The organism is Sphingomonas parva (ex Maeng et al. 2020), from assembly GCF_004564275.1.
Taxonomy (GTDB): domain Bacteria; phylum Pseudomonadota; class Alphaproteobacteria; order Sphingomonadales; family Sphingomonadaceae; genus Allosphingosinicella; species Allosphingosinicella parva.
On sequence record NZ_SPDV01000032.1, the window covers coordinates 1 to 24,096 of the forward strand.

Annotated in this window: 22 protein-coding genes; 7 read left to right on the plus strand and 15 right to left on the minus strand. The window is 70.2% G+C overall.

The window, feature by feature from the left end; translation table 11 throughout:
* Positions 1–147: 147 nt before the first annotated feature.
* From E2493_RS15300 to E2493_RS15315, 4 genes are all read left to right on the plus strand, one after another.
* Positions 148–1,314 (plus strand): acyl-CoA dehydrogenase family protein, encoded by a 1,167-nt coding sequence (locus E2493_RS15300; RefSeq protein ID WP_135088336.1) that lies wholly within the window; start codon positions 148–150, stop codon positions 1,312–1,314.
* Positions 1,311–1,703 carry a RidA family protein gene (locus E2493_RS15305; protein WP_135088338.1) on the plus strand — a complete coding sequence of 131 codons (393 nt, stop codon included), beginning with the start codon at positions 1,311–1,313 and terminating at the stop codon, positions 1,701–1,703. Before E2493_RS15300 ends, E2493_RS15305 begins: the two co-directional genes overlap by 4 nt.
* Positions 1,703–3,319: an AMP-binding protein gene (locus E2493_RS15310; protein WP_135088424.1), complete on the plus strand. Its 1,617-nt coding sequence runs from the start codon at positions 1,703–1,705 to the stop codon at positions 3,317–3,319. Before E2493_RS15305 ends, E2493_RS15310 begins: the two co-directional genes overlap by 1 nt.
* A 121-nt stretch (positions 3,320–3,440) precedes the next feature.
* A complete protein-coding gene (locus E2493_RS15315) occupies positions 3,441–5,270 on the plus strand; it encodes an HAD-IIIC family phosphatase (protein WP_225421520.1) in 1,830 nt (609 codons plus the stop codon).
* A 36-nt stretch (positions 5,271–5,306) separates the two neighbouring features.
* Here E2493_RS15315 and E2493_RS15320 read toward each other — a convergent pair whose 3' ends face one another.
* From E2493_RS15320 to E2493_RS15360, 9 genes are all read right to left on the minus strand, one after another.
* On the minus strand, positions 5,307–6,521 hold the full coding sequence (locus E2493_RS15320) for a cell wall hydrolase (protein ID WP_135088342.1): 1,215 nt from the start codon (positions 6,519–6,521) through the stop codon (positions 5,307–5,309).
* 184 nt (positions 6,522–6,705) lie between these two features.
* On the minus strand, positions 6,706–7,833 hold the full coding sequence (tgt, locus tag E2493_RS15325) for a tRNA guanosine(34) transglycosylase Tgt (RefSeq protein WP_135088344.1): 1,128 nt from the start codon (positions 7,831–7,833) through the stop codon (positions 6,706–6,708).
* Between the two features lie 182 nt (positions 7,834–8,015).
* Positions 8,016–9,047, minus strand: coding sequence for a tRNA preQ1(34) S-adenosylmethionine ribosyltransferase-isomerase QueA (gene queA, locus E2493_RS15330; protein WP_135088346.1), 1,032 nt, complete (start codon positions 9,045–9,047; stop codon positions 8,016–8,018).
* A gap of 9 nt (positions 9,048–9,056) precedes the next feature.
* On the minus strand, positions 9,057–9,674 hold the full coding sequence (locus tag E2493_RS15335) for a peptidylprolyl isomerase (RefSeq protein ID WP_404828329.1): 618 nt from the start codon (positions 9,672–9,674) through the stop codon (positions 9,057–9,059).
* Between the two features lie 84 nt (positions 9,675–9,758).
* The gene (gene coaD / locus E2493_RS15340) at positions 9,759–10,259 is read right to left on the minus strand and encodes a pantetheine-phosphate adenylyltransferase (RefSeq protein WP_135088350.1); all 501 of its coding nucleotides are present in this window, start codon (positions 10,257–10,259) and stop codon (positions 9,759–9,761) included.
* A 208-nt stretch (positions 10,260–10,467) separates the two neighbouring features.
* Positions 10,468–11,361, minus strand: coding sequence for a polyprenyl synthetase family protein (locus tag E2493_RS15345; protein ID WP_225421521.1), 894 nt, complete (start codon positions 11,359–11,361; stop codon positions 10,468–10,470).
* A gap of 11 nt (positions 11,362–11,372) precedes the next feature.
* A complete protein-coding gene (locus E2493_RS15350; protein ID WP_135088354.1) occupies positions 11,373–11,621 on the minus strand; it encodes an exodeoxyribonuclease VII small subunit in 249 nt (82 codons plus the stop codon).
* A gap of 32 nt (positions 11,622–11,653) precedes the next feature.
* A complete protein-coding gene (locus tag E2493_RS15355; RefSeq protein ID WP_135088356.1) occupies positions 11,654–11,989 on the minus strand; it encodes a hypothetical protein in 336 nt (111 codons plus the stop codon).
* Positions 11,990–12,004: 15 nt separating this feature from the next.
* Entirely contained in the window at positions 12,005–12,484 is a 480-nt protein-coding gene (locus E2493_RS15360) for a hypothetical protein (RefSeq protein ID WP_135088358.1), read from the minus strand.
* Between the two features lie 134 nt (positions 12,485–12,618).
* On the opposite strand from E2493_RS15360, the gene E2493_RS15365 reads away from it, so the two are divergent.
* Together E2493_RS15365 and dld are read left to right on the plus strand one after the other, a co-directional pair.
* Positions 12,619–13,401 (plus strand): polysaccharide deacetylase family protein, encoded by a 783-nt coding sequence (locus E2493_RS15365; protein WP_135088360.1) that lies wholly within the window; start codon positions 12,619–12,621, stop codon positions 13,399–13,401.
* Positions 13,402–13,423: 22 nt separating this feature from the next.
* Positions 13,424–15,103 carry a D-lactate dehydrogenase gene (gene dld / locus E2493_RS15370; protein ID WP_404828328.1) on the plus strand — a complete coding sequence of 560 codons (1,680 nt, stop codon included), beginning with the start codon at positions 13,424–13,426 and terminating at the stop codon, positions 15,101–15,103.
* 54 nt (positions 15,104–15,157) lie between these two features.
* Here dld and E2493_RS15375 read toward each other — a convergent pair whose 3' ends face one another.
* Positions 15,158–16,426, minus strand: a complete 1,269-nt coding sequence (locus E2493_RS15375; protein WP_135088364.1) for an MFS transporter — start codon at positions 16,424–16,426, stop codon at positions 15,158–15,160.
* Between the two features lie 211 nt (positions 16,427–16,637).
* On the opposite strand from E2493_RS15375, the gene E2493_RS15380 reads away from it, so the two are divergent.
* Complete coding sequence (locus tag E2493_RS15380; RefSeq protein ID WP_135088366.1) at positions 16,638–17,525, plus strand: LysR family transcriptional regulator; 888 nt, start codon at positions 16,638–16,640, stop codon at positions 17,523–17,525.
* 9 nt (positions 17,526–17,534) lie between these two features.
* On the opposite strand, the gene E2493_RS15385 is transcribed toward E2493_RS15380, so the two are convergent.
* The 5 genes from E2493_RS15385 to E2493_RS15405 all read right to left on the minus strand — a co-directional run bounded on the left by E2493_RS15385 (position 17,535) and on the right by E2493_RS15405 (position 24,076).
* On the minus strand, positions 17,535–18,629 hold the full coding sequence (locus tag E2493_RS15385) for an MBL fold metallo-hydrolase (RefSeq protein ID WP_135088368.1): 1,095 nt from the start codon (positions 18,627–18,629) through the stop codon (positions 17,535–17,537).
* A 217-nt stretch (positions 18,630–18,846) separates the two neighbouring features.
* A complete protein-coding gene (locus E2493_RS15390; protein ID WP_191993010.1) occupies positions 18,847–19,506 on the minus strand; it encodes a DUF1013 domain-containing protein in 660 nt (219 codons plus the stop codon).
* 166 nt (positions 19,507–19,672) lie between these two features.
* Complete coding sequence (locus E2493_RS15395; RefSeq protein ID WP_135088372.1) at positions 19,673–20,293, minus strand: glutathione S-transferase family protein; 621 nt, start codon at positions 20,291–20,293, stop codon at positions 19,673–19,675.
* Between the two features lie 76 nt (positions 20,294–20,369).
* Positions 20,370–23,078, minus strand: coding sequence for a DEAD/DEAH box helicase family protein (locus tag E2493_RS15400; RefSeq protein ID WP_135088374.1), 2,709 nt, complete (start codon positions 23,076–23,078; stop codon positions 20,370–20,372).
* Positions 23,075–24,076 (minus strand): NAD(P)H-quinone oxidoreductase, encoded by a 1,002-nt coding sequence (locus tag E2493_RS15405; RefSeq protein ID WP_135088376.1) that lies wholly within the window; start codon positions 24,074–24,076, stop codon positions 23,075–23,077. Before E2493_RS15405 ends, E2493_RS15400 begins: the two co-directional genes overlap by 4 nt.
* Positions 24,077–24,096: the final 20 nt, after the last annotated feature.

The window sequence follows — 24,096 nt, forward strand, 5'->3', positions numbered from 1 at the left end:
GCCCTCACCCTCCCACCCGGCTGTCGCCGGGCGGGCCCCTCCCTCTCCCCTGAAGGGAGAGGGGCTCTGCGTCCGGGCTTCTTCCTGCCCTCTCCCACTTGGGGAGAGGGAGGGGCCCGCCGCGAAGCGGTGGGAGGGTGAGGGACGATGAGCGATCGCTCCTTTCTCGACTGGCCGTTTTTCGACGACGGGCACCGGGCGCTGGCCGAGCGGCTCGAGACCTGGTGCACGGCGGAGATCGACGACGCGGAGCCGGAGGATGTCGATGTCGCCTGCCGGGCGCTGGTGCGCAAGCTCGGCACCGGCGGGTGGCTCCGCTATTGCGTCCCGGCCGCGTACGGCGGCGTCCACGCGCAGCTCGACGTCCGCTCGCTGGCGCTGATCCGCGAGACGCTCGCGCGGCATTCGGGGCTCGCCGACTTCGCCTTTGCGATGCAGGGGCTCGGATCGGGCACGATCAGCCTGTTCGGATCGGAGGCGCAGAAGCAGGCCTATCTCCCCGCCGTGGCGCAGGGCGAGAAGATCGCCGCCTTCGCCCTCACCGAGCCCGGCTCCGGCTCGGACGCGGCGGCGATCGAGACGGTCGCCGCAGAGGCCGATGGCGGATGGCGGCTCGCCGGGGCCAAGACCTACATCTCGAACGGCGGCATCGCCGATTATTACGTGCTGTTCGCCCGCACCGGCGAGGCGCCCGGCGCGAGGGGCATCTCCGCCTTCCTCGTCGGCCGCGACAGCGCGGGGCTGGACGACAGCGAGCGGATCGAGGTGATCGCGCCGCATCCGCTCGCCACCCTGCGGCTGGACGGCGTGCGACTGCCGGCCGATGCGCTGATCGGCGAACGCGGCCGCGGCTTCGCCCAGGCGATGGCGACGCTCGACGTCTTTCGTACGACGGTGGGCGCGGCGGCGCTCGGCTTTGCCCGCCGGGCGCTCGACGAGGCAAGCGCGCATGCGGTCGCGCGGCGCCTCGGCAGCGGCACGCTGGCCGACAATGCGATCACCCAGGCGAAGCTCGCCGAGATGGTGCTCGACGTCGAGACCTCCGCCCTGCTCGTCTATCGTGCTGCCTGGCTGCGCGACGTGAAGGGCGGCCGCACCACCCGGGAGGCGGCGCTCGCCAAGCTCCACGCGACCGACAGCGCCCAGCAGGTGATCGACAAGGCGGTGCAGATGTTCGGCGGCCTCGGCGTGACGCGCGGCGTCGCCGTCGAGCGGCTGTATCGCGAGATCCGGGCGCTGCGCATCTACGAGGGAGCATCCGAAGTGCAGAAAGTGGTGATCGCCCGCGCCCATCTTGCGGAGCAGGGCGGATGAGGGCGCTGCTCCCGCCGGGCTGGCCGCGCCCGAAAGGCTATTCCAACGGCATCTCGGCGCGCGGCCGGATGATCTTCACCGCCGGGGTGGTCGGGTGGGATGCCGAAGAGCGCTTCGCCGCCGGCGACCTTCCCGGCCAGTTCGGTCAGGTGCTGCGCAACATCCTCGCCATTCTCGAGGAAGACGGCGCGGGACCCGAGCACGTCGTGCGCATGACCTGCTACGTGACGAGCCGCGACGCTTATGTGGCGGGACTGGCGGAGATCGGCGCGGCGTGGCGCGAGACGATGGGCCGCCACTATCCCGCCATGGCGGTGGTGGAGGTCTCGGCGCTGGTCGAGCCGGAGGCGCTGATCGAGATCGAGGCGACGGCGGTGGTGCCCGAATGATGGCACCGACGGCGCATCTCGACACCTTCGTGCGGGACCGCCTGCCCCCGCCCGAGCTTCAGCCCGAATTCCTGTTCGACCTTCCCGAGCTCGCCTATCCGGACAGGCTCAATGCCGCCGTCGCGCTGATCGGCACCGGCGCGCCGGACGCGGTCGCGGTACTGAACGACGCGGGACGCTGGACCTATGCCGAGATGCGCGACCTCTCCGATCGCATCGCCCGGCTGCTCGTCGAGGAGGAAGGCCTGGTGCCCGGCAACCGCGTGCTGCTGCGCGGCCCGAACGGGGCGATGCTGTACGCCGCGTGGCTCGGCATCCTCAAGGCGGGGGGCATCGTCGTCGCGACCATGCCGATCCTGCGTCCGCTGGAGATCGCGACGATCCTCGAGCGCGCCCAGGTTTCCCACGCCATCGTCGACGGCCGCTGCCTCGCCGACTTCGCGGCCGCCGCGGCGACGACGGGGCTGGTGCGATCGACCCTGGTCTACGACGGCGACAGCGGCAATGGTGCGCTGGAGACGCGGCTCGACGGGGTCGCACCGGGCTTCACCCCCGTGGCGACCTTTCGGGACGACGTCGCGCTGATCGCCTTCACCTCGGGCACCACCGGCAAGCCGAAGGGCTGCATCCATTATCATCGCGACGTCCTCGCCTGCGCCGACAGCTTCGCGCGCCACCTGCTGACGCCGAGCGCGTCCGACCTGTGGGCCTGCTCGGCGCCGATCGCCTTCACCTTCGGGCTCGGCATGCTGCTGATCTTTCCGTGGCGGTTCGGCGGAACGGCGGTGACGATCGAGCAGCCCGGCCCCAAGCCGCTGCTCGATGCAATCGAGCGGCACGGGGTGACAATGCTCGCCACCGCGCCGACCGCCTACAAGGCGATGCTGGCGCTGGCGCCCGAGCGGCGCCTCACCTCGCTGCGCGCCTGCGTCTCGGCCGGCGAGCATCTCCCCGCCGCGACCTGGCGGGCATGGCGCGAGGCGACCGGCATCGGCATCGTCGACGGGATCGGCGCGACCGAGATGATGCACATCTTCATCTCGGCCAGCGGCGGCGACATCCGCCCCGGAGCGACCGGCAGGGCCGTTCCCGGCTACCAGGCCTGCGTGCTCGATGCGGACGGCCGGCCGCTCGCGCACGGCACCGGCCGGCTGGCGGTGAAGGGGCCGACCGGCTGCCGCTATTTCGACGACGAGCGCCAGCGCCTCTACGTGCAGCGCGGCTGGAACGTCACCGGCGACACCTATCGCGCCGACGAGGACGGCTATTTCTGGTATCTCGCCCGCTCCGACGACATGATCATCTCGGCCGGGTACAATATCGCGGCGCCGGAGGTGGAGAATGCGCTGTACGGCCATCCGGCCGTGCAGGAATGCGCGGTGATCGGCGCGCCCTGCGACGAGCGCGGCCAGATCGTGAAGGCGTTCGTCGTTGCCGCGCCGGGCGCGGAGCGCAGCCCTGCCCTCGCCGTCGCGCTTCAGGAGCACGTCAAGGCGACAATCGCGCCGTACAAATACCCGCGCGAGATCGAGTTCGTCGATGCGCTGCCCAAGACCGCCACCGGCAAGCTGCAGCGGCATGTCCTCCGCCAGGGAGACGTTCCCCCGGCCGCCTGACCGGAAAGAACCTGCCGAGCGCCTGTCCCCGGACGGGACGCCGGCTTTTACGGGACTTTCGCCCAGGAGCAATCGCCTCGCCGCCGCGCTATCTGTGGCTTGTTCATCCGTCGAGGAAAACGTGTTCGAGTTCGACAAGCATCGGCCGATGCGGGAGGCATCCCGCCCCCGCCACAGCTACGTCCCTGCGGGGGCGCCGAGCCGACGCGCCTTTCTGCTGTGGGGCGAGCATTGCACCGAATGCGCCGCGCCCGATTGCTATGCCTCCTGCAGCCTCTACGAGGCACGGTCCGACGGCCGCTGCCGCCGCTTCGAATATGGCGTCTATCCCAACCCGCATTTCGCGCGCGACGGACGCCCGGCGGCGGAAGTCGTCTTCCGGCGCTGGGGCAAGATCGAGGCCCAGGCCAATCTTCGGCTGCTGCCGAGCGGCGTGGTCGCCGCGGCCGAGCGCGTCGCCGGGACGCTGGTTCCCTGGATCGATCGCGCCGGAACGCTCGTCGCGCGGCTGACCGGCGACCAGCGCTGGTCCTGGCTGAGCTATTCTTTGCTCGAGCGGCTCAACCGCCGCTTGCGGCGCGCCCGTGCGACCGAGCCCGATGCCTTCGTTGCGGAAGTCTACAATCCGGGAGAAGCGCCGGTCACCCTGCTGCTGTCGATGGCGGTCGACCGCAGCGGCTGCGATCCGGAGGCGCGGCCGGAGCAGCTTCCTCGCCCGTTCCTGCGCACCCTCACCCTCAATCCCGGCTACAATCGCGAGGAGGTGCCCGCCGGTGCGTTCGGCCAGCTGATCAGCGCCGGCCTCGCCTTCAGCATCGCCCTGACGCCGGGTGCCGAGGACGGCGCCCAGCTCGTCTTCCTGGCGCTGGACCTCGTCAAGCAGGGCGCCCGCTCGGTGAAGAGAGCGCTTTCGCCCGCGCAACCTGCGGCCAAATGCGTGATCTTCGACCTCGACAACACCCTGTGGGACGGCGTGCTGCTCGAGGGCGGCGTGCGCCTGCGCAATGGTGTGGGCGAAATCTTCCGCGGGCTCGACGAGCGCGGGATCCTGATCTCGGTGGTCAGCAAGAATGCTCCGGAGGATGCGCTCGCGCAGCTCCGCCGGCTCGGGCTCGAAGACTATCTGCTGCATCCCTCGATCGGCTGGGGGCCGAAATCGGACGGCGTGCGCCAGATTGCCCAGCGGCTCGATATCGGCACCGACAGCCTGATCTTCGTCGACGACAATCCGTTCGAGCGGGAGGAGGTCGCCGGCGCCGTGCCGGGCGTGGAGGTGCTGCCCGATACCGCGCTGTTCAGGCTGCTCGAGCATCCGCGGCTGCAGGGCGCGGTCACCGAGGAATCGCGCCGCCGGCGGCTGATGTACAGGGAAGCGAGCGCACGCAGCGAGGCGGCTGCCGCTTATGGCGACGATTATCTCGATTTCCTGCGTGCCTGCGAGATCCGCGCCGAGATCCGCCCGCCACGCCCCGATGACCGCGAGCGCATCTCCGAGCTCGTGCAGCGCACCAACCAACTCAATTTCTCTGGCCGCAAGTACCGCCCCGACGAAGTCGAGGCGCTGCTCGCCGATCCGGAGCGCGAGAGCTATGTCGTCCGCTGCTCGGATCGCTACGGCGACTATGGGATCGTCGGCTTCTGCCTTGCCCGGTTCGAGGGCGAGACGCTGCGGATCGACGATCTGATGCTCTCCTGCCGGGTGCAGGGGAAGTTCATCGAGGAGGCACTGTTCGCCCACCTTGCCGCCCGGCCGGGCCGCCGCGTCGCGCGCATCGCCGTCAATTACGCCCAGACGGCGCGCAACGGCGCCGCCCGGGCGGTGCTCGACGCGCTGCGCTTCGTGCGGAGCGAGGACGGCCTGCTCTACGGAATGGTCGATGCCGACGGCGCCGCCGGCGAGGTCGTCACCGTCGAGGGCAGCTGGGAGCCGGCGCTCAGTCCGATCGCCTGAGCCTTTGGCGGGCGGGCGCCTCGCCGCCGACGCGGATCAGCAGGCCTGCGCCTGCGCCTGCCCCTCGCCGGCAGCCGGCAGCTTGCGGATGCCTTCGAGGCATTTCGGCGGCGCCGGTTCGCCCTCGGCCTTCTTGCCGAGCGGGGTCGCGGGCTTGGCCCCGCTGGAGGGCAGGCCCGACAGTGCCCAGTGCAGGCTGGCGGGCGCCGGCTCCTTGCTGCGCGCCAGCGCCGCGTCGGTCGCCGCCTCGCGGGTCATCGGCTCGTAGCGCCGGATAACCGGCCGGTTCTTGATGTCCGAGGTCAGCGAGCCCGGCGCGGAGGCAGGCACGACGCCCGGCGGCAGCGTCGCGGTGCCGGCCGCGGCGGCCTCGGCGGCGGCGAGCGCCGCAGCCTGATCGACGCTCAGCTCTTCGGCATCGGCGAGCGAGGCGGGATCGGAAGTGAGATGGCGCATCAGCGCGATCTGCGGCTCGAGGCCGGTCGCCTGGAAGCGGAACGCCGGCGGGCGACCCCAGCCGCCTTCCCAGCGGTAGAAGATGTGGGTGCCGACGTTGGCGAGCTTGGTGAGGCTCGAGCTCCAGTAAGGCACCACCCAATTGGTGTGATAATGCGTCGCCCAGCCGACCGGCGCATAGACCTTGCCGGCGAGCGCTTCCTCGGCGACCTGGCGGGCGCGGGCCCAAAGCGAGGCCATCGGCGTGCGGCGGATCGCGCCGTCGCAGGTGAAGGTGAACTGGCAGCCGGTGGCACGCTCGGAACCCTGGAAGACGACGCCGCAGACGCTGCGCGGGTAAGCGGGGTGACGGACGCGGTTCAGCACCACCTGGGCCACCGCGCGCTGGCCGTCGAGCGGCTCGGTCGCGGCTTCGTAATAGATCGCGGCGGTCAGGCACTCGGTCGCCCGGAGGCGGTCGAGGTCGCTTGAAAAGCGCGCCTTGAACGCCCGCGCGGCCGGATTGGGAAGGTCGGAGATCGGCACGGCGGCGTTGATCGCCTTGGCGTCCTCGGGTGCGACGTCGCGGAAGCGCATCGGCTCCGGCTGCGGCGGCGTGCCGAGCCCCGGCACCACGATCCGCCCGCCGCGGGCGTCTCCGCGCGCAATCTCCCTGGCCGGCTGGAGTCCCGCCAGGCTAAAGGCGGCGAGCAGGTAAAGCAGAAACGTGAGCGCGAGCAGAAGCACCGCCGGCCAGTTCCGCTTCGGCGAGACCGGCAAGACAAGTTCAGGCAGTGCGGCAGTCGACAACAGCATCCACTACTCCCGAAAGGACGCGTTCCTTGAGGGCCGGTCCGATCGCTGACAAGACCGATCCGGTAGAACGGTGCTCCGTTACGGCAAGAGACTCGGAAATATACGCCACCCGCTACGCCGGCGAAATGGGCAGGAATTGCGGCATTTGCAAGGCTTTGCCCGGGAGCGGCCGGCCGGCGCCGGCTCAGCGGCCGAGGTAGCGGGCCCGGAAAGCGTCGGCAAAGGCGGTCAGCCGCCGCTCCGCGATCGCCTGACGGAGGTCGGCCATCAGCGCCTGGTAGAAGCGGATATTGTGCTCGGTCATCAGCATCGCGCCGAGCATCTCGCCGGCGCGGACCAGGTGGTGCAGATAGGCGCGGGACCAGGTGGTGCAGACCGGGCAGGCGCAATCGGGATCGAGCGGGCTTTCGTCCTCGGCGAATTTGGCGTTCTTGATGCTGATCGGGCCCGAGCGGGTGAAGGCCTGGCCGGTGCGGCCGGAGCGGGTCGGCAGCACGCAGTCGAACATGTCGATGCCGCGCTCCACCGCGCCGACGATGTCGTCCGGCTTGCCGACGCCCATCAGGTAGCGCGGCCGGTCGGCGGGAAGCATCGGCGCGGCGAAATCGAGGGTGCGGAACATGATCTCCTGCCCCTCGCCCACCGCCAGGCCGCCGACCGCATAGCCGTCGAAGCCGATTTCGATCAGCTTCTCGGCCGAGATCCGCCGCAGGTCCTCCTCCATCGCGCCCTGCTGGATGCCGAACAAGGCGGCGCGCGCGGCATGCTCCGCGCCCGAATCGAAGCCGTCGCGCGAGCGGCGCGCCCAGCGCATCGAGCGCTCCATCGAGGCGGCCGCCGCGTCGCGCGTCGAGGGGTAGGAGGTGCATTCGTCGAAGGCCATGACGATGTCGCTGCCGAGCAGGCGCTGGATCTCCATCGACCGTTCCGGCGTGATCATGTGCGCCGAGCCGTCGAGATGGCTCTTGAAGCGCACCCCCTCCTCGCTCTTCTTCGTCAGCTCGGAGAGGCTCATCACCTGATAGCCGCCGCTGTCGGTGAGAATCGGCCGGTCCCATTGCATGAAGCGGTGCAGGCCGCCGAGGCGGGCGACGCGCTCGGCGCCAGGGCGGAGCATCAGATGGTAGGTGTTGCCGAGGATGATGTCGGCCCCGGCGGCGCGGACGTCGGCCGGCTTCATCGCCTTGACCGTGGCGGCGGTGCCGACCGGCATGAAGGCGGGCGTGCGGATCTCGCCCCGGAGCATCGAGATCGTGCCAATGCGGGCCGCGCCATCGGTCGCGGCGATCGAGAAGGAGAAACGGGAGGTCACGGTGGCGCCCCCTAGCGGAACTGGCGACGGAGGTGAAGGACACGCTTTCCCACGCCCGTCATCCCGGCGAAGGCCGGGATCTCCGGCCGGAAGGGCGCGGCATCGATGGGGCACTCCAAAAAGCCCGGCGCGAGTTCTCGCCGAGATCCCGGCCTGCGCCGGGATGACGGATCTGGATGAGCTCACTGTTCCGGCAGCAGCAGGCTCGCGTCGCCGTAGGAATAGAAGCGGTAGCCGTTCTCGATGGCATGGGCATAGGCCTGCTGCATGCGCTCGCGGCCCATCAGCGCCGAGACCAGCATGAACAGGGTCGAGCGCGGCAGGTGGAAGTTGGTGAGCAGCCCGCCGACCGCCCGGAAGCGATAGCCGGGCGTGATGAAGATCGCGGTATCGCCCTCGAACGCGCGCAGCAGCCCGTCCTCGCCGGCGGCGCTCTCGAGCAGACGCAGCGAGGTGGTGCCGACGGCGACGATCCGACCGCCGCCGGCCCGCACCGCATTCAGCCGGTCTGCCGTTGCCGCGTCGATCCGGCCCCACTCGCTGTGCATGCGGTGCTCGTCGGTGTCGTCGGCCTTGACCGGCAGGAAGGTGCCGGCGCCGACATGGAGGGTCAGGGTCTCGTGACCGATTCCGGCCTCGGCGAGCGCGTCGATCAGCCGCGGGGTGAAGTGAAGCGCGGCGGTCGGGGCGGCGACGGCGCCTTTTTCCCGCGCGAACATCGTCTGATAGTCCTCGGCGTCGCGGGCGTCCGCCTCCCGCCGCGCGGCGATGTACGGCGGCAGCGGCATGCGCCCCGCGCGCTCGAGCAGGAGCTCGACCGGCTCCTCGCCCTCGAACGAGAGCAGGATCGCGCCGTCCTCGCTCCGCGCGCCGGCGAGCGCGGTGACGCCGTTGCCGAAATCGATGCGGTCGCCGGACCGCACGCGCTTGGCGTTCCGGACGAAGGCGCGCCAGTCGCGTGGCCCTTCGCGCTTGTGCAGCGTCGCGCCGATCCGGGCATCGCCGCGCCGGCCTTCGAGCTGCGCCGGAATCACCCGCGTGTCGTTGAACACCAGAGTATCGCCACGGCGCAGCAGCCGGGGAAGTTCGGAGACGATGCGATCGTCGAGCGCGTCGGCCCCGACGAGGAGCAGCCGCGCGCTGTCGCGCGGATCGGCCGGCCTCAGCGCGATCCGCTCGGGCGGCAGCTCGAAATCGAAGAGGTCGACTCGCAATTCAGGAGACTATTGCGCGATCGTTCCCGCCGGCACCGGCACCGCCGCAGGGGCCGGAGCGGCCGGGGCGGCCGCGGCGGCGAAGTTCGGCGGCGCGACATTGTCGGCGGCGATCGACGCCTGGAGGATCCGCGACGGGCTGGCGGGTGGCTCGCCGCGCTCGATCGCATCGACGAAGTTCATTCCGGAAACGACGCGGCCGAACACCGTATACTTGCCGTCCATGCTGAGGCGCGGCGCGAACATGATGAAGAACTGGCTGTTGGCCGTGTCCGGCGCGTCGGTGCGCGCCGCGGCGAGGGTGCCGCGCAGGTGCGGCAGGCCGTTGAACTCGGCCTTGAGGTCGGGGAGGTCGGACCCGCCGGTGCCGTCACCCTTCGGATCGCCGCCTTGGGCCATGAAGCCCTCGATCACGCGGTGGAAGGCGAGGCCGTTGTAGAAGCCCTTGCGCACCAGGGTCTTCATCCGCTCGACATGGCCGGGGGCGACGTCCGGGCGAAGCTGGATGGTGACGCGGCCGCCGGTCGAGAGATCGAGCAGCAGGGTGTTCTCCGGATCGAGCGGCGGCGGCGCGGGCGGCGTCGTGAGAGGCTGGGCGGCCAGCGCGCCAGCGAAGAAAAGCCCCATCAACAGGGCGACAAGTGCCTTGATACGCATGATTTTTCCCATTTCCCCGGAGTGGCTGCATTGTGCCCGCGGGGTTCGTCGGGATCAAGAGCCTTTGCGGCCCATGCGCTCGACACGTGCGGCGACGTCGATTGCGACGGCGGGCGTCACGAACCTGCCGATCTCGCCGCCATAGAGGGCGATTTCCTTCACCAGGCGCGAGGCGATCGGCTGGAGCGACACGTCGGCCATCAGGAAGACGGTCTCGATCCGGTCGTTGAGCTGCTGGTTCATCCCCGCCATCTGATACTCATATTCGAAATCGGCGACGGCGCGCAGGCCGCGGACGATCATCGAAGCACCCTGCCGCTCGGCAAAGTCCATCAGCAGGGAATCGAACGAGACGACCGAGAGATCGCCCTCGATGCCGGCGATCTCGCGCCGCACCATCGCCATCCGCTCCTCGACCGTGAACATCGGCGACTTGGACGGATTGGTCGTGACGCCGATCACCAGCCGATCGACCAGCTTCGCCCCCCGGCGGATTATGTCGATATGGCCGAGCGTGATCGGATCGAACGTGCCCGGATAGACCCCTGTTCTCATGTGCCCCTCGCGGCCGCAGTTGACTGCGGTCCTTTGACATCCTGTTCCCCGTTCGGGCTGAGCCTGTCGAAGCCCGCTGCCCCTCAGTCACCGATGAACGAAGGGGTGTCTTCGACAAGCTCAGGCCGAACGGTGGGTGGAAATCCCCCGAGCGGGACCTTCTAGCCGCTCGCTGGGCCTTTGTCGAAGCGCTGCTGCGCGATGCCTCTCAATGGTCCCGCTCGATGGCGAAGCGGGCGATCGCGCGGAGGAGATCGGCCTCGGCGCCGTAGCTGGCGAGATATTCGGTGGCCTGGGAGACGAGCAGCTCCGCCTGCTGGCGGGCGCGATCCCGTCCGAGCAGGGTGACGAAGGTCTCCTTGCCGCGCTCGCGGTCCTTGCCGACCCTCTTGCCGGTCTTGGCTTCCTCGCCTTCCTCGTCGAGCAGATCGTCGGCGATCTGGAAGGCGAGCCCGACGTCGCGGGCATAGCCGCGCAGCTTCGTCCGGCCTTCCGGCGGGACCCGGCCCATGATCGCGCCCGCCTCGAGGCAAAAGCCGAACAAGGCGCCGGTCTTGAGCTGCTGCAGGCGGGTGACGGCGGTGAGATCGAGCGTGTTCTCCGCGGCGGCCATGTCCATCATCTGGCCGCCTGCCATGCCCGACGGCCCGGAGGCGCGGGCAAGCTCGGCGACCAGCTCGGCGCGGACGAACGGATCCTCATGGCTCGCCTCGTCGGCCAGGATCTCGAAGGCGAGCGCGTGCAGCGAATCCCCGGCGAGCACCGCGGTCGCCTCGTCGAACGCGCGATGGAGAGTCGGCTTGCCGTGGCGCATGGCATCGTCGTCCATGCAGGGAAGGTCGTCGTGGATCAGCGAATAGACGTGGATCGCCTCGACGGCGAGGCCGACGCGGAGCGCACGGGCGCGATCGACGTGGAACAGCCCGGCCGAGGCGGTGACGAGCAGCGGCCGCAGCCGCTTGCCGCCGCCGATCGCGGTGTAGCGCATCGCTTCGTAGAGCGGCGCACGCGGATCGGGCGGCACCGCGAGCAACTCGCCGAACAGGCCGTCGATCTCCGCGCGAATCTGCCCGAACGCGCGGTCGAGAAGGGCTTGCGCCACGGGTGGGCCGCTCAGGCCGGGTCGAAGGGCGCGGTGCCGGTCGGCTGGCCGTCGCGTCCTACCTGGATCTTCTCGATGCGCGCCTGGGCCGCCTGCAGCCGCGCCTCGCATTGCTGGCGCAGCCGATCGCCTTCGCCGTAGAGCTCGATCGACTCGTCGAGCGAGGCATCGCCGCTCTCGAGGCGACGAACGATCTCCTCCAGGCGCTTCAGCGCGGCCTCGAAGGAGAGCTCGGAAATGGCTTGGGACTGGTCCGACATGGCGCCTGCTTTGGCCCCCGCGCCCGACAGGGTCAAGCGCCGGGCAGGAAGGTGCCCACCGCCTTGTCGATGACCAGCTTCACGAAGGCATCGCGCAGCCGCTGCAGCCGCGCCGCCTGGACTCCCGCAATCCGCAGCGCGCGCAGCTTGAGCAGCGACTTCGCGCCCTTGACCAGCATCTCGAATTCTCCCTGGCTGATCTCGCCTTTGGCGAGGGCCTCGGTCCAGGTCTTCAGATCTGCCGCCTTGGCTTGCAGGAAGGCCTGCATGTCGGTCGTCGCATCCTGCTTCAGCCCGCCGACGAACTCGCCGACCAGAGGGGCGATCCCTTGCTTCACGCCATCGATAAAGTCATCGAACTGGGACATGGCTGACGGCTCCGGCTATTGAGCGGACACGCACGCGGTGTTCTTTTCCTTGTTCGCCTCGAGGCAGATGATCTCGTCGAAAGCGTCGCCGATCTGGCGGAGCTGGGCGGCCATTGCCGTGCTGCTGACCGTGCCCTGACGCTGCCAGACCACCCAATATTCGCCGGCGAGGCCGCCGTCGGGATCGTTCATCGTCTGCCACTGCGCCGCGCTGAGCTTGTTCTTCGGCATTCCGGCGGCGAACTCCTGGGCGGCCATCAGCTTGATCTTCAGCGCTTTCACCTCGTCCTCGTGGGCCGAATAGGGATCGCCCGATTCCGCGATCATCGCCAGCGTCTCGGCCTTGAGCGAGGTGGCGTTCTTGTAGGCCTCGAGGCTGTAGGGTGCGATCAGCGTGCCGCAGGCGGCGACCCAGACCAAAGCCAGAGCGGCCGCGAGTACACGCCGGGCGTGCCAGATGCGGGAGACGCGCCACGCGCCGTATCTCTGCGTCATCTTTCCCCCCCACGAGTCGGGATGACCCCGGCCGAAGTATCCACCCGCGGCCCGAGCCGCGCAAGACCGGCACCGCGACGCTTGTCTCCACAATGGTGCTCTTCTAGCCGTCCCCCGAAACGGGAGAGCGACGAATGCTGAAACGTCTTGCCGCGGCGGCGTGGCTGCTGGGCCTGGCCGTCACGGCGCAGGCGACCGAATGGCCGAACGGCGCGAAGGCCGCCGTGGTCCTGAGCTATGACGACGCGCTGACCTCGCAGCTCGACCATGCCCTGCCCCTGCTCGACGCCGCCGGCTTCAAGGCGAGCTTCTTCCTCGCCAACGTGAAGGAGGCCGACGTGCCGCGCTGGCGGGCGGCGGCGGCGGCCGGACACGAGCTCGGCAACCACACGATCTTCCACGCCTGCTCGGCCGCCAGCTTCCCCGCCGATCCGCGCTACACCAGCGAGGCCTATACGGTGCCGAGCATGCTCAAGGAGATCGCGCAGCAGAACGTCCTGCTCGCCGCGCTCGACGGCCGGGCGCGACACGGCATGGCAACGCCGTGCGGGCAAAGCGTCGCCGGCGGCACCGATTATCTCGAGCCGCTGCGCGCCGCCGGGCTCGTCACCTACGTGCGCAGCGTCGAGGCCTCGCCCGACGACCTCCGGCGCGACGCCGCGAGGATCGATCCGATGCGGGTGCCCGCGCGCGGCTTTCCAGAGACCGTGTCCGGATCCGAGCTGATCGCCTTCGCCGAGCAGGCGCGCAGCGGAGGCGGCATGGCGGTCTACGTCTTTCACGGCATCGCCGGCGATTACCTCCAGACCAGCGACGCCGCGCACAAGGCGCTGATCGGCTGGCTGGCGGCGCACCGCAAGGAGGTGTGGGTGACGACGCTGCAGGCCGCCCTGGACTGGGCGAGGACGCATCCCTGACCAGACCGCCCTGCTGCGCGAATTGCGCGGGACCGTCGGCCGCCGGCATGTCCTGACCGGCCCGGCCGCGACGCTGCGCTACCGGCGGGGCTATCGCCACGGCGAGGGCGGCGCGATCGCGGTCGTCCGGCCGGGCACCCTCGTCGAGCTCTGGCGCGTCGCCCAAGCGGCTGTCCGCACAGGAGTCGCGATCATCGTCCAGGCCGCGAACACCGGCCTGACCGGCGGATCTACCCCGGACGGCGACTATCCCGGCGGCGTGCTGATCGTCTCGACCCTGCGGCTCGCCCGCATCCATTTGCTCGACGGCGGCAGGCAGGCGCTGTGCCTCCCCGGCACCACCCTCTCCCAGCTCGAGCGGGCGTTGAAGCCGCTCGGCCGCGAGCCGCATTCGGTGATCGGCTCTTCCTGCCTCGGTGCCTCGGTGCTCGGCGGCGTCTGCAACAATTCGGGCGGCGCGCTGGTGCGGCGCGGACCGGCCTATACCGAGCTCGCCTTGTTCGCCCGGCTCGCCGCCGACGGCACGCTCCAGCTGGTCAACCACTTGGGCATCGCGCTGGGCGAGACGCCGGAGGAGATGCTCGCCCGGCTCGAGAGGGGCCGGTTCGACGCGGGCGACGTCGCGCACGATCCGCAACGCCGGGCGTCCGACCAGCGCTATAGCGAGCACGTCCGCGACATAGACGCGGAGACGCCGGCGCGGTTCAACGCCGATCCGCGCTGCCTGTTCGAGGCTTCGGGGAGCGCAGGCCGGGTGATCGTCTTCGCCGCCCGGCTCGACACCTTCCCGCGCGATGCCGAGACGACGACCTTCTACGTCGGCACCAACGATCCGGCGGAGTTCGCGGCGCTCCGGCGGCGGCTGCTCGGCGGCAAGGCCGCGCTGCCCATCGCCGCCGAATATATGCACCGCGACGCGTTCGACGTGGCCGCCGCCTATGGCAAGGACAGCTTCCTGGCCGTGCGCCACCTCGGCACCGATCGGCTGCCGGCGCTGTTCGCGCTGAAAGCCCGGATCGACCGCCTGGCGCGGCGCTGCGGCGGCCGCCGCGGCGAGGGCTTCGCCGACCGGCTGATGCAATGGGCCGCGCGCCTCGCGCCCCGCCATCTGCCGGCGCGGATGCTCGCCTGGCGCGACCGTTACGAGCACCACCTCCTGCTCAAGATGCCGGGCGGCGGCGGGGACGCCCGGGCCTGCCTCGACGCGCTGTTCGCGGCGTCGGAGGGCGGCTATTTCGAATGCACCCCGGCGGAAGCGGACGCGGCCTTCCTGCACCGCTTCGCCTGCGCCGGCGCCGCGATCCGCTATCGCCTGGTCCACGCGGACGCGATCGAGGATCTCGTCGCGCTCGATTTCGCGCTGCCGCGCAACGAGCAGGACTGGACCGAGACGCTGCCGGCGGCGCTGGAGAAGGACATTCCGGTGCGGCTGCGCTACGGCCATTTCTTCTGCCACGTCTTCCACCATGATTATCTGGTGCGAAGGGGCGCCGATGCGGAGGCGGTAAAGGCGGGCCTGTGCAGCATGCTCGACGCTCGCCGCGCCCGCTACCCGGCCGAGCACAATGTCGGCCACCTCTATCCGGCGGCGGCGGAGCTCGCCGCTTTCTATCGCGATCTCGATCCGTGCAACCGGCTCAATCCAGGGATCGGCAAGACGAGCAAGGCGCCCTTCTGGGGCAGAGACGTGCACGCGCGGTGACGTGGAGGGCGCCTCTCGCGCGTCTTTTGCGACGCGTTGCGAGACTCGCCGTCTTCACGCCCGCACCGCCCGCCCCTCGCGCTCCGCCTGGAGCTGCTCGAGCGACTTGCCCTCAGTCCGTGGCGCCCAGATCAGCCCGATCGCGCCCGAGGCGACGAGGAAGCCGGTGAGGATCCAGGCGAGCGTGGTGAAGCTGGTCGCGGCGAGCGTCGGCACGGCGAGGCTCCAGATGCCGAGGCCGATCCGGACGATCGCGAAGGTGAGTCCCTGGGCGGTGGAGCGGATCTCGGTCGGGAAGAGCTCGGCCGACCAGAGCTGGAAGAAGCTTTGGGCGCCGAAGCCGCCCGCCACGCCCATGATCACGACATGGGCGACGACCACCTCCAGCCGGAAACCGAAGATCGCCAGCAGCGCCATGCCGACGACGTGCAGCGCCGCCGAGATGCCGAACAGCAGGCGCTGGTTCACCCGGTCCGACAGCGTCATGAAGATGAGCAGGATCGAGAACATGCCGATCAGGAAGTAGCTCGCCGGCAGCATCGTCGCGGTCCACACGGGCAGGTTGTTCTGCTCGATCAGATAGGGCGTGAAGAAGCCGTTGTAGCCGGCCCAGAGGTTCCACAGGCCGTACATGGCAGCGAGGAACAGCATCGAGCCGAGATAGGGCGGGCGCAGCAGCGCGCGCCAGCCGGCGCTGCGCGCCGCCGGAGTCTCGAGCCCCGCCGCCTGCGCCTCCTCCCAGCGCCGCGATTCGCGCATCTTCGCGCGCAGGAAGGTGAGCGCCAGGGCGAGCACGAACAGGTGGCCGAACAGCCAGCGCACGCCGTCGATGCCGAACGGCTGGAGGAAATAGGCGGCGGTCAGCACCGCGACCGGGCCTAAATACCAGAGCAATTGCGCCACCCCGGAATGCGCGCCCCTTTTCCTGTCCGGCGCCTGCTCCGCGATCAGCGACCAGGACGCCGGGATGTCGGCGCCGACCGCGAGGCCGACGAGGACGAAGCCGAGCACGATCATCCACGGCGCGCTGGCGAAGACCAGCCAGAGCATGCCGAATGCGTAGAACAGCATGTCGTATTGGTAGATCTTCTTGCGCCCGAAGCGGTCGCAGAGGATGCCGCCGATCAGCGCCCCGACGCCGGCCGAAATGGCATTGGCGCTGAACGCGCCGATCAGGCCGATGAACGTGTCCGAGAGGCCGTGGATGTCCTTCCACAGGGCGAGGGCGACCGATCCGGCGACGATCGAGCCGGCGTCGATGTAATTGGCGAGCCCGGCGAGGATCGTATCGCGCCAGCTCCCGCTCTCTTCGTCCTGCGCCATTCCTGCCCCCTGTGCGGCCTCGGCGACGCTGCCCGATAATCCCAATATCTGCAATCGCAGATCAGATGGCGGTACACTCCAGCCTCCGTCACCCCCAGCGGCGCGATGGCGGACAGGCGGCGCCAAGCCCTGCTAAGGGCAGCGTTGAATTTTGCTCGCCTGCTTCGGCCGGGCGCCGCCGCTAGGGTGGATCGAGCAAGGGGGAGGATGGATGATCCGGCCGTATCTGCCGTTGAACGCGCTCAGGGCCTTCGAGGCCGCGGCCCGGCACCTCAGCTTCACCAAGGCGGCGATCGAGCTTTCGGTGACTCCGGCCGCGCTCAGCCATCAGGTTAAGGGGCTGGAGGAGCGTCTCGGCAAGCCCCTGTTCCACCGCCTGCCGCGCGGCCTCGCGCTCACCGACGAGGCTCTCGGCCTGCTGCCGGTGGTGCGCGATTCCTTCGATCGCATGGCGGAGTTCATCCTTCGCCTGCAGGACGGCGGGAAGCGCCAGATCCTGTCGGTCGGCGTGGTCGGCACGTTCGCGGTGAAATGGCTGCTGCCGCGGCTCGCCCGGTTCCGGGAGGCGCACGACTGGATCGATCTGCGCCTGAGCACCAACAATAACCGGGTCGATCTCGCCGAGGAGGGGCTGCACATGGCGATCCGCTTCGGCGACGGCGCGTGGCACGGCACCGACGCCATTCCCCTGTTCGATGCGCCGGCGACGCCGCTGTGCGATGCCCGGACGGCCTCCCGGCTCGCTGCACCGGAGGATCTTCGCCGCGAGGTGCTGCTCCGCTCCTACCGCGCCGACGAATGGCCCGCCTGGTTCGCCGCCGCCGGGCTCGAATGCCCGCCGCTCACCGGCCCGGTGTTCGATTCGGCGGCGCTGATGGTCGAAGCCGCGCTTTCCGGCGAGGGCGTCGCCCTTGCCTTTCCGCGCCTGTTCGGACCGGCGCTCGCGGCAGGATCGCTGCGCCGCCCGTTCCACCTCACCATCACCACCGGATCCTATTGGCTCACCCGGCTGAAGAGCGCGCGGCCGAGCGAGGCCGGCGCGGCGTTCGAGGCCTGGCTGCTGGACGAGGCCGCGCGGGAGACGTCGCAGCCCGGATGAGGCGGCGCCTCAGGCGGCGCGCCACCACCAGATGCCGTCGCGAACCTCGCGCACGGCCCTGCCCTCGACCTCGAGATGGCGCAGATGGGCGAGCGCCTCTCCGGTGGCGAGGCCGATCACCCTGTCCTCGATCCGGCGGGCGAAGAGCGTGCCGAAACAGTCGACCGCGCGGCGCGGCTCGTCGAGCCGGGCATGCAGCGCGTCGAGCCTGCCGCGGTGCCCCGCCTCCAGCGCATCGAGCCGGGCATGGAGGCCGGTGAACGGCTCGCCGTGCGAAGGCAGGACGAGGAGATCGTCGGGGAGGCCGCGCAACCGGTCGATCGACGCGAGCCATTCACCGAGCGGGTCGGCTTCGGGCTCGCTGAGGCCGAGCGAGACGTTCGAGGTGATCTTGGGCAGCACCTGGTCTCCGGCGATCAGCAGCTTGCCCGCCTCGTCGAGCAGGCAGACGTGCTCGGGACAATGGCCCGAGCCGGTGACCACCCGCCAGGTGCGGCCGCCGATGGTCATGGCGTCGCCGTCGCGGAGGCGGACGAAACCGACCGGGACCGGCGAGACCATGGCCGCGAACCGGCCCCAGCCCCGCGCCGCCTCGTCGGCGATCCTCTCCTCGCTCCAGCCGGCGCCGCGCCAGAAGGCGAGCGCCTCGCGGGGCGGCGCGTCGCGCACGTCGGCCGTGAGCATCCGCGCGTAGAGCCACTCGCCGCGGCTCATCCACAGCGGCGCCGCGAAGCGCTCGCACAGCCAGCCGGCGAGGCCGACGTGATCGGGATGAAAATGGGTGACGATCACGCGGGTGACGGCGCGGCCGGCGAGCGGCCCGGCGAGCAGAGCCTCCCAGCCGGCGCGGCACGGCGCGATGTCGAGGCCGGTATCGACCAGCGCGACGCCCTCGCCGTCGTCGAGCACCCAGACGTTGATGTGGTTGAGCGATCCGGGGACGGGAAGCCGCGCCCAGCCGAGCCCCGGCGCGATCTCGATCAATGCGCCTTCCGTCGGCGTGCGGCGGCCGAACGGATAGGTGAGATCGCGATGGGTGTAGGGCTCGCCCGAGGCGACGAGCGAGATGTCCGGGGCGGCGGGTTCAGGCGTCGGAGGCTGCATCGGCGATCATCCTCCCTGTCCGCGAAGCGGATGGGGAGAGGGACCGCGCGCAGCGCGGTGGAGGGGCCGGGAAGACCGGCCGCACCCCCGGCCCCTCCACCAGGCTTCGTCTGACGGCTGCTCTGCAGCCGGTTCCGGCTCTCGGCATGCCGCCGGCATGCCGACCCGTCTACACCCCCGCCCCATCAGTCTGCGGCTGACAGGGAGGATCAATTCGTCAGCTCTTGAACGGATCGATGAAGCCGGCGTTCGCGTCCTCGGCGGCATGGGCGGAGTCGGCGTCGCGCGCGGCCGCCTCGCGCTCGCGGCGCAGCTCCTCGATCAGCGCCTCGCGATCGCCATCGAGACGGGCGTCGCCCTGCGGCTGCTCGATGCCGGCCTGCTTGGCGGCCTTGGCGACAATCGCATCGAGCTCGCGCTGCGAGCAGAGGCCGAGGGTCACCGGGTCCTTCGGCTGGATGTTGGCGATGTTCCAGTGGCTGCGGTCGCGGATCGCGGCGATGGTCGTGCGGGTGGTGCCTATCAGCTTCGAGATCGCGCCGTCGGAGATCTCCGGATGGTTGCGGATGATCCAGGCGATTCCGTCCGGCTTGTCCTGGCGCTTGGAGACCGGCGTGTAGCGCGGGCCCTTGGTGCGGCGGGTCGGATCGGGTTCCTTGTGGATGCGCAGGCGATATTCCGGATCGTCCTGGCCGCGCTCGATCTCCTCCTGGGTGAGCTCGCCGGCGCGGATCGGATCGCGCCCGGTCAGCTTGGTCGCCGCGGTGTCGTCGGCGATCGCCTGCACCTCGAGGATGTGCAGCCCGCAGAATTCGGCGATCTGCTCGAAAGTGAGGGAAGTATTGTCGACCAACCAGGACGCGGTCGCATGGGGCATGAGCGGCTGGGCCACGGATCGTCTCTCCACAAACAATAAGGGCCGCCCCTTCCCGGAGCGGCCGAACGTTGTCCGAGACTTAGTGCAGGCGGCCAGCGAGGGCAAGCCGAATGGCTCCCGCGGACCGGAATTTCGGCAAGATTGTGGCATCCTGCAGGGCGTCCGGTCAGCCGCCCATTGCGACGTAACCCGGCTCCCCCGCCATCCGATCGAGCCAGCCGCCGATCGCGGGAAAGGCGGCGATGTCGAAGCCGCCTTCCCCGGCAACATGGGTGTAGGCGTAGAGGGCGATGTCGGCGAGGGTCGGCCGATCGCCGACCAGCCAATCGCGCAATGCGAGGTGATCGTCGAGCAGCTTGAGCGCCGCCTCCCCCGCCGCCTGCTTGGCCGGGATCTGCGCGCGCTGCGCCTCGCCCAGCCGGTCCTCGCCGACGAAGGCGCGCCAGAAGCGCAGGGTCGCGACGTTCGGCTCGTGATTGTACTGCTCGAAGAACATCCAGTGCAGCATGTCGGCGCGGTCGAAACGATCCTCCGGCACGAGCCTCGTGCCGTCGGCGAGGTAGAAGCAGGCGGCATTGCTCTCCGGGATGAAGCGATCGCCGACCTGCAGCACGGGGATGCGGCCGTTGGGATTGATGCCGGCGAGGAATTCGGGCGTGCGCGTCTCGCCTTTCGCGATATCATATTCGCGCCGTTCGAGCGGCACGCGGAGCAGGGCCGCGGTGAGCCGGATCTTGTAGCAGTTTCCGGACTGCGAATATTCGTGCAGCACGAGGCGCTCGGTCATGATTGGATCTCCGCATTGGCGACGGAAGGCCGACTTGCCCGCCATGCTCGCTTCTCCGGCGGTGCGGCACAAGGCGTCACAACCAGGCGGACTGCCGATCGACGATCCGCTGGAACCCGGCTGCGAACGACCGTGCCCGGGCGCGGAGCAGGAGCAACCGTCCTTCGGCGGTCCGGGTGAATACCAGCCGCGACGTGCCGACCCGGCGCTGCCACGCCTGATGGAAGTGCTCTGCCCATTCGCGTCGGCGCGCGATCGCCGAGGGCACGGCGTGATAATCGACTCTCCTGCGTTGGCCCAGCCAGCTCGTGCGGACGAGGAGATAGCGAGGGTTCCGCACCGGCCCGAGGATCTCGGCGATCGCCTCGATCACGGCCCGCTCGGTGGCGCGAGAGACATCGTGCACGATGATGTCTCGGCGCCCGTCGATCCCGCGCCCGACCTCGAACCAGGCGGCTTCGCGCTCGAGATCGGAGACGAGCCCTGCTTCATTGAGGCCGTCGAGCACCGCCCTGCCGACCTGCTTGAGGCACCCTTCGAGGGATCCGTTGCGGACGAGCAGCCAGCCGGCGCGCGCCAGCTTCGGCAGCGCGGCGAGCCCTGCGGCCGCGGCGAGCGCGGTCGCGGCGACGCCGATCCCCGACGGGCCGTCGATCCCGCGCATCTCGTCGGCGGCCGCGATCGCGCCGCTGCTTGCGGCGCTCGCGCCGAGCCAGCGCAGGGTATCGCGCCAGGCCAGGATCCGCGGCGCATAATTGGCGGCGGCGATTTCGCGAACGTGCGCGCGCGGCGAGGCGTCGCCGAGCGACGTCGCCCACCGCTCGGCGATCCAGGATCGGTTCCCGGCGATCGCGAAGGTGCGCGCATTCCAGCCCTCGATAGCGCCGGGCGTGACGGCGCCGAGCCGCATCACTCCGCTGTGGATTCGCGGCGCGCCCCAATTCGAGATTCCTTCGAAGGCGCGGAAGCGGCGCATCAGCAGCTCGATGTCCGATCCGATTTCCTCGCCGTCATCGAGATACCCCCAATCGAGCCGCCCGCGCCAATCGTATGGGGCGCCGGATGAAAGGTCGTCCACGGTCGCGAGGTGCCAGATATTGGCGACCTTTCCAGGACGCTCGGGGTCGATGCGGATGGCGCGGCCGCGCATCTGATTGGAGAGCATGAAGGCGGCGGCGTTGCTGGCGAGGACGAGACTGTTCACCGCCGGCGCGTCCCAGCCTTCGCCGAGCAGTGCCTGGGTTCCGATCAGGATGGTGAACGCGCCTTGCGCGAAAAGACACGTGACGAGATCGACCAGCTGCGCCGCGGCGGCGCCGGATGCGGTGACGCGGAGATGGCCGGGACAGGCCGGCAATTCGCTAAGCTGCAGCTGCTCGGCCGGAAGACCTCGCCGCTCGGCCAGTGCCCGTAGCGGCCGTTCGGCGAGCGCGGGCAGGATGACCAGGCTGCCGGTCAGGACAGCCAGACGCTGTCCCTCGATGCCGGCGCGCCGCAGGGTTTCGAAGATCGGCACGACGCCCAGCTTCGCAGGGCGGAACTCGGCCGAGGCCGAGCGCGGCAGGTCTGCCGCGCGCACATGATCGGAGAGCACGACCATGCTGAGCCCGGCACCGAGGCTCGCGGCTTCGGCGCGGGCGATGTCGACGATGCTGTCGATCTTGGCGAGGCTCCCGGCGACCATCCTGAACATCGCCCGGCTTCCATGGAGCCGGACTCTCCGCCCCTCGAGCAGCCCGAGCGCGTCCAGCCTGTCGCGCAAGGCATTCCGGCGCTCCCGTCCGACGTCGAACGTCTCGGCGAAACGAAACAGCAGCCCGTCGAGCAGCATCTCGAGCCAGAAGGCGGACGGCATTGCCACCTCTCGGCGGTCGATGCCGAGCAGGGCCAAGGGCGCTGGCGGCAGCCGTCTTCCGGCCGCCGCGAGCTGGACCAGGATGGCCGAGAGCATCTGCGGCGCCTCTAGAATCGCTTCGATGTGCGCGCCCGGATCGCTGAGCCAGGGATGGGCCTCGAACGCATCGAGCAACGGCTGGTCCAAACAGAGCTCGGCGGCGATCGCCGCGAGGCTCCGCCGACGACGATCGAGCAGGGAGAGCGTGTCCGCATCGGGGCCGGAGAAGATGACGTGATCCTGGTGCGGGCAAAGATCGCCGTTGCGCACGAGCTCCGGCACCCCGATCTCCAGGTCGATCGGGCCGCACAGGGCGTCGTAGCGTGCCCATTCCGAATAGGGTGCGTCATAGGGCGGCGTGGCGGTCAGCGCGACGAGGTGGGCCCCCGGCAGGGCGTCGACCAGCGCCTGGAGCGCGTTCCACCACTCGCGGCGCAGATGGTGCGCCTCGTCGAGCAGCAGCGACACCGGACCGATCGCCTGAAGCGAGGCGATCAGCCGCGCGAAGCGATCGGACTCCTCGTCCGCCCAGAGAGCATGCAGCGCCTGGTAGGTCGCATTGGTCATATCCCGAGGCACCTCGAGATCGGCCGACACCTCTTCGCCGCTCGGCGCTTCGGGCAGGAAGTGCGGAACCAGACGGCTGGGCCATTGGTCGCGAATGGTCCTGGTCGGAGAGAGGACCAGAGCCGGCCGGCCGAGGCGGCGCATCAGCTCGAGTCCGAGGACGGTCTTTCCCGAGCCCGGCGCGGCGACGACGTGGAGCCTTTGGCCGGCGAGATGCGCGTCGATCTCTTCGAGGGCGCGCTGCTGATAGTCGCGCCAGGTGCCGGAGAATTGCATTCGCGCCAGCAGCGGCGCCGGTGTCGCCTCTGCTGCCGCGGTGCTCACGCGACCGTCAGCACGATCTTGCCGACATGGGCGCCATCCTCCATCCGGCGGTGCGCGTCGGCGGCCTCGGCGAGCGGAAAGACGCTGTCGACGACCGGGCGGATCTCGCCGGCGTCGAGCAGCGGCCAGACCCGCGCCCGCAGCTCGGCCGCGACCCGCGCCTTGAAACCCTCGTCGCGGGCGCGCAGCGTCGAGCCGGTGAGGGTCAGGCGCTTGCGCATGACCGGCCAGAGCGGGACCTCCGCGGCGGCGCCGCGCTGCGCGGCGATCGAGACGTGGCGCCCCTCCTCGGCGAGGCAGGCGATATTTCGCGGCACATAGTCGCCGCCGACCATGTCGAGCACGATGTCCACGCCCCTGCCCGCGGTGATCGCCTTCACCTCGGCGACGAAGTCGGCGGCGCGATAGTCGATCGCGTGCGCGGCGCCGATCTCGAGCGCGCGCCGGCAGTTGTCCTCGCTGCCGGCGGTGACGATCACGTCGAGGCCGAGCGCCCTGCCGAGCAGGATCGCCGTCGTGCCGATGCCGCTGGTGCCGCCGTGGACGAGGATCGTCTCGCCCGCCGCGGCGCGGCCGCGCTGGAAGACGTTGCTCCACACGGTGAAGAAGGTCTCGGGGAGCGCGGCGGCCTCGGCCATCGTGAAGCCGTTCGGAACAGGGAGGCACTGGCGGGCCGGCGCCGCGCAATATTCGGCATAACCGCCGCCGGAGACGAGCGCGCAGACCCGGGCGCCGAGCAGCGCCGGATCGGCACCGTCGCCGAGCGCGACCACCTCGCCCGCCACCTCGAGCCCGGGGATCGACGGTGCGCCAGGGGGCGGCGGATAGAAGCCGAGCCGCTGGACGACGTCCGGCCGGTTGACGCCCGCGGCCTCGAGCCGGACCAGCACCTCGCCCGCTCCGGGCTGCGGCACCGGCCGCTGCACCGGGACGAGGAGCTCGGGTCCGCCGGCTTCGGCGGGATCGATCGCGGTCATCAGGTCGGGCAACGTGGTCATCGCGCCACGCTCGCCGGGAA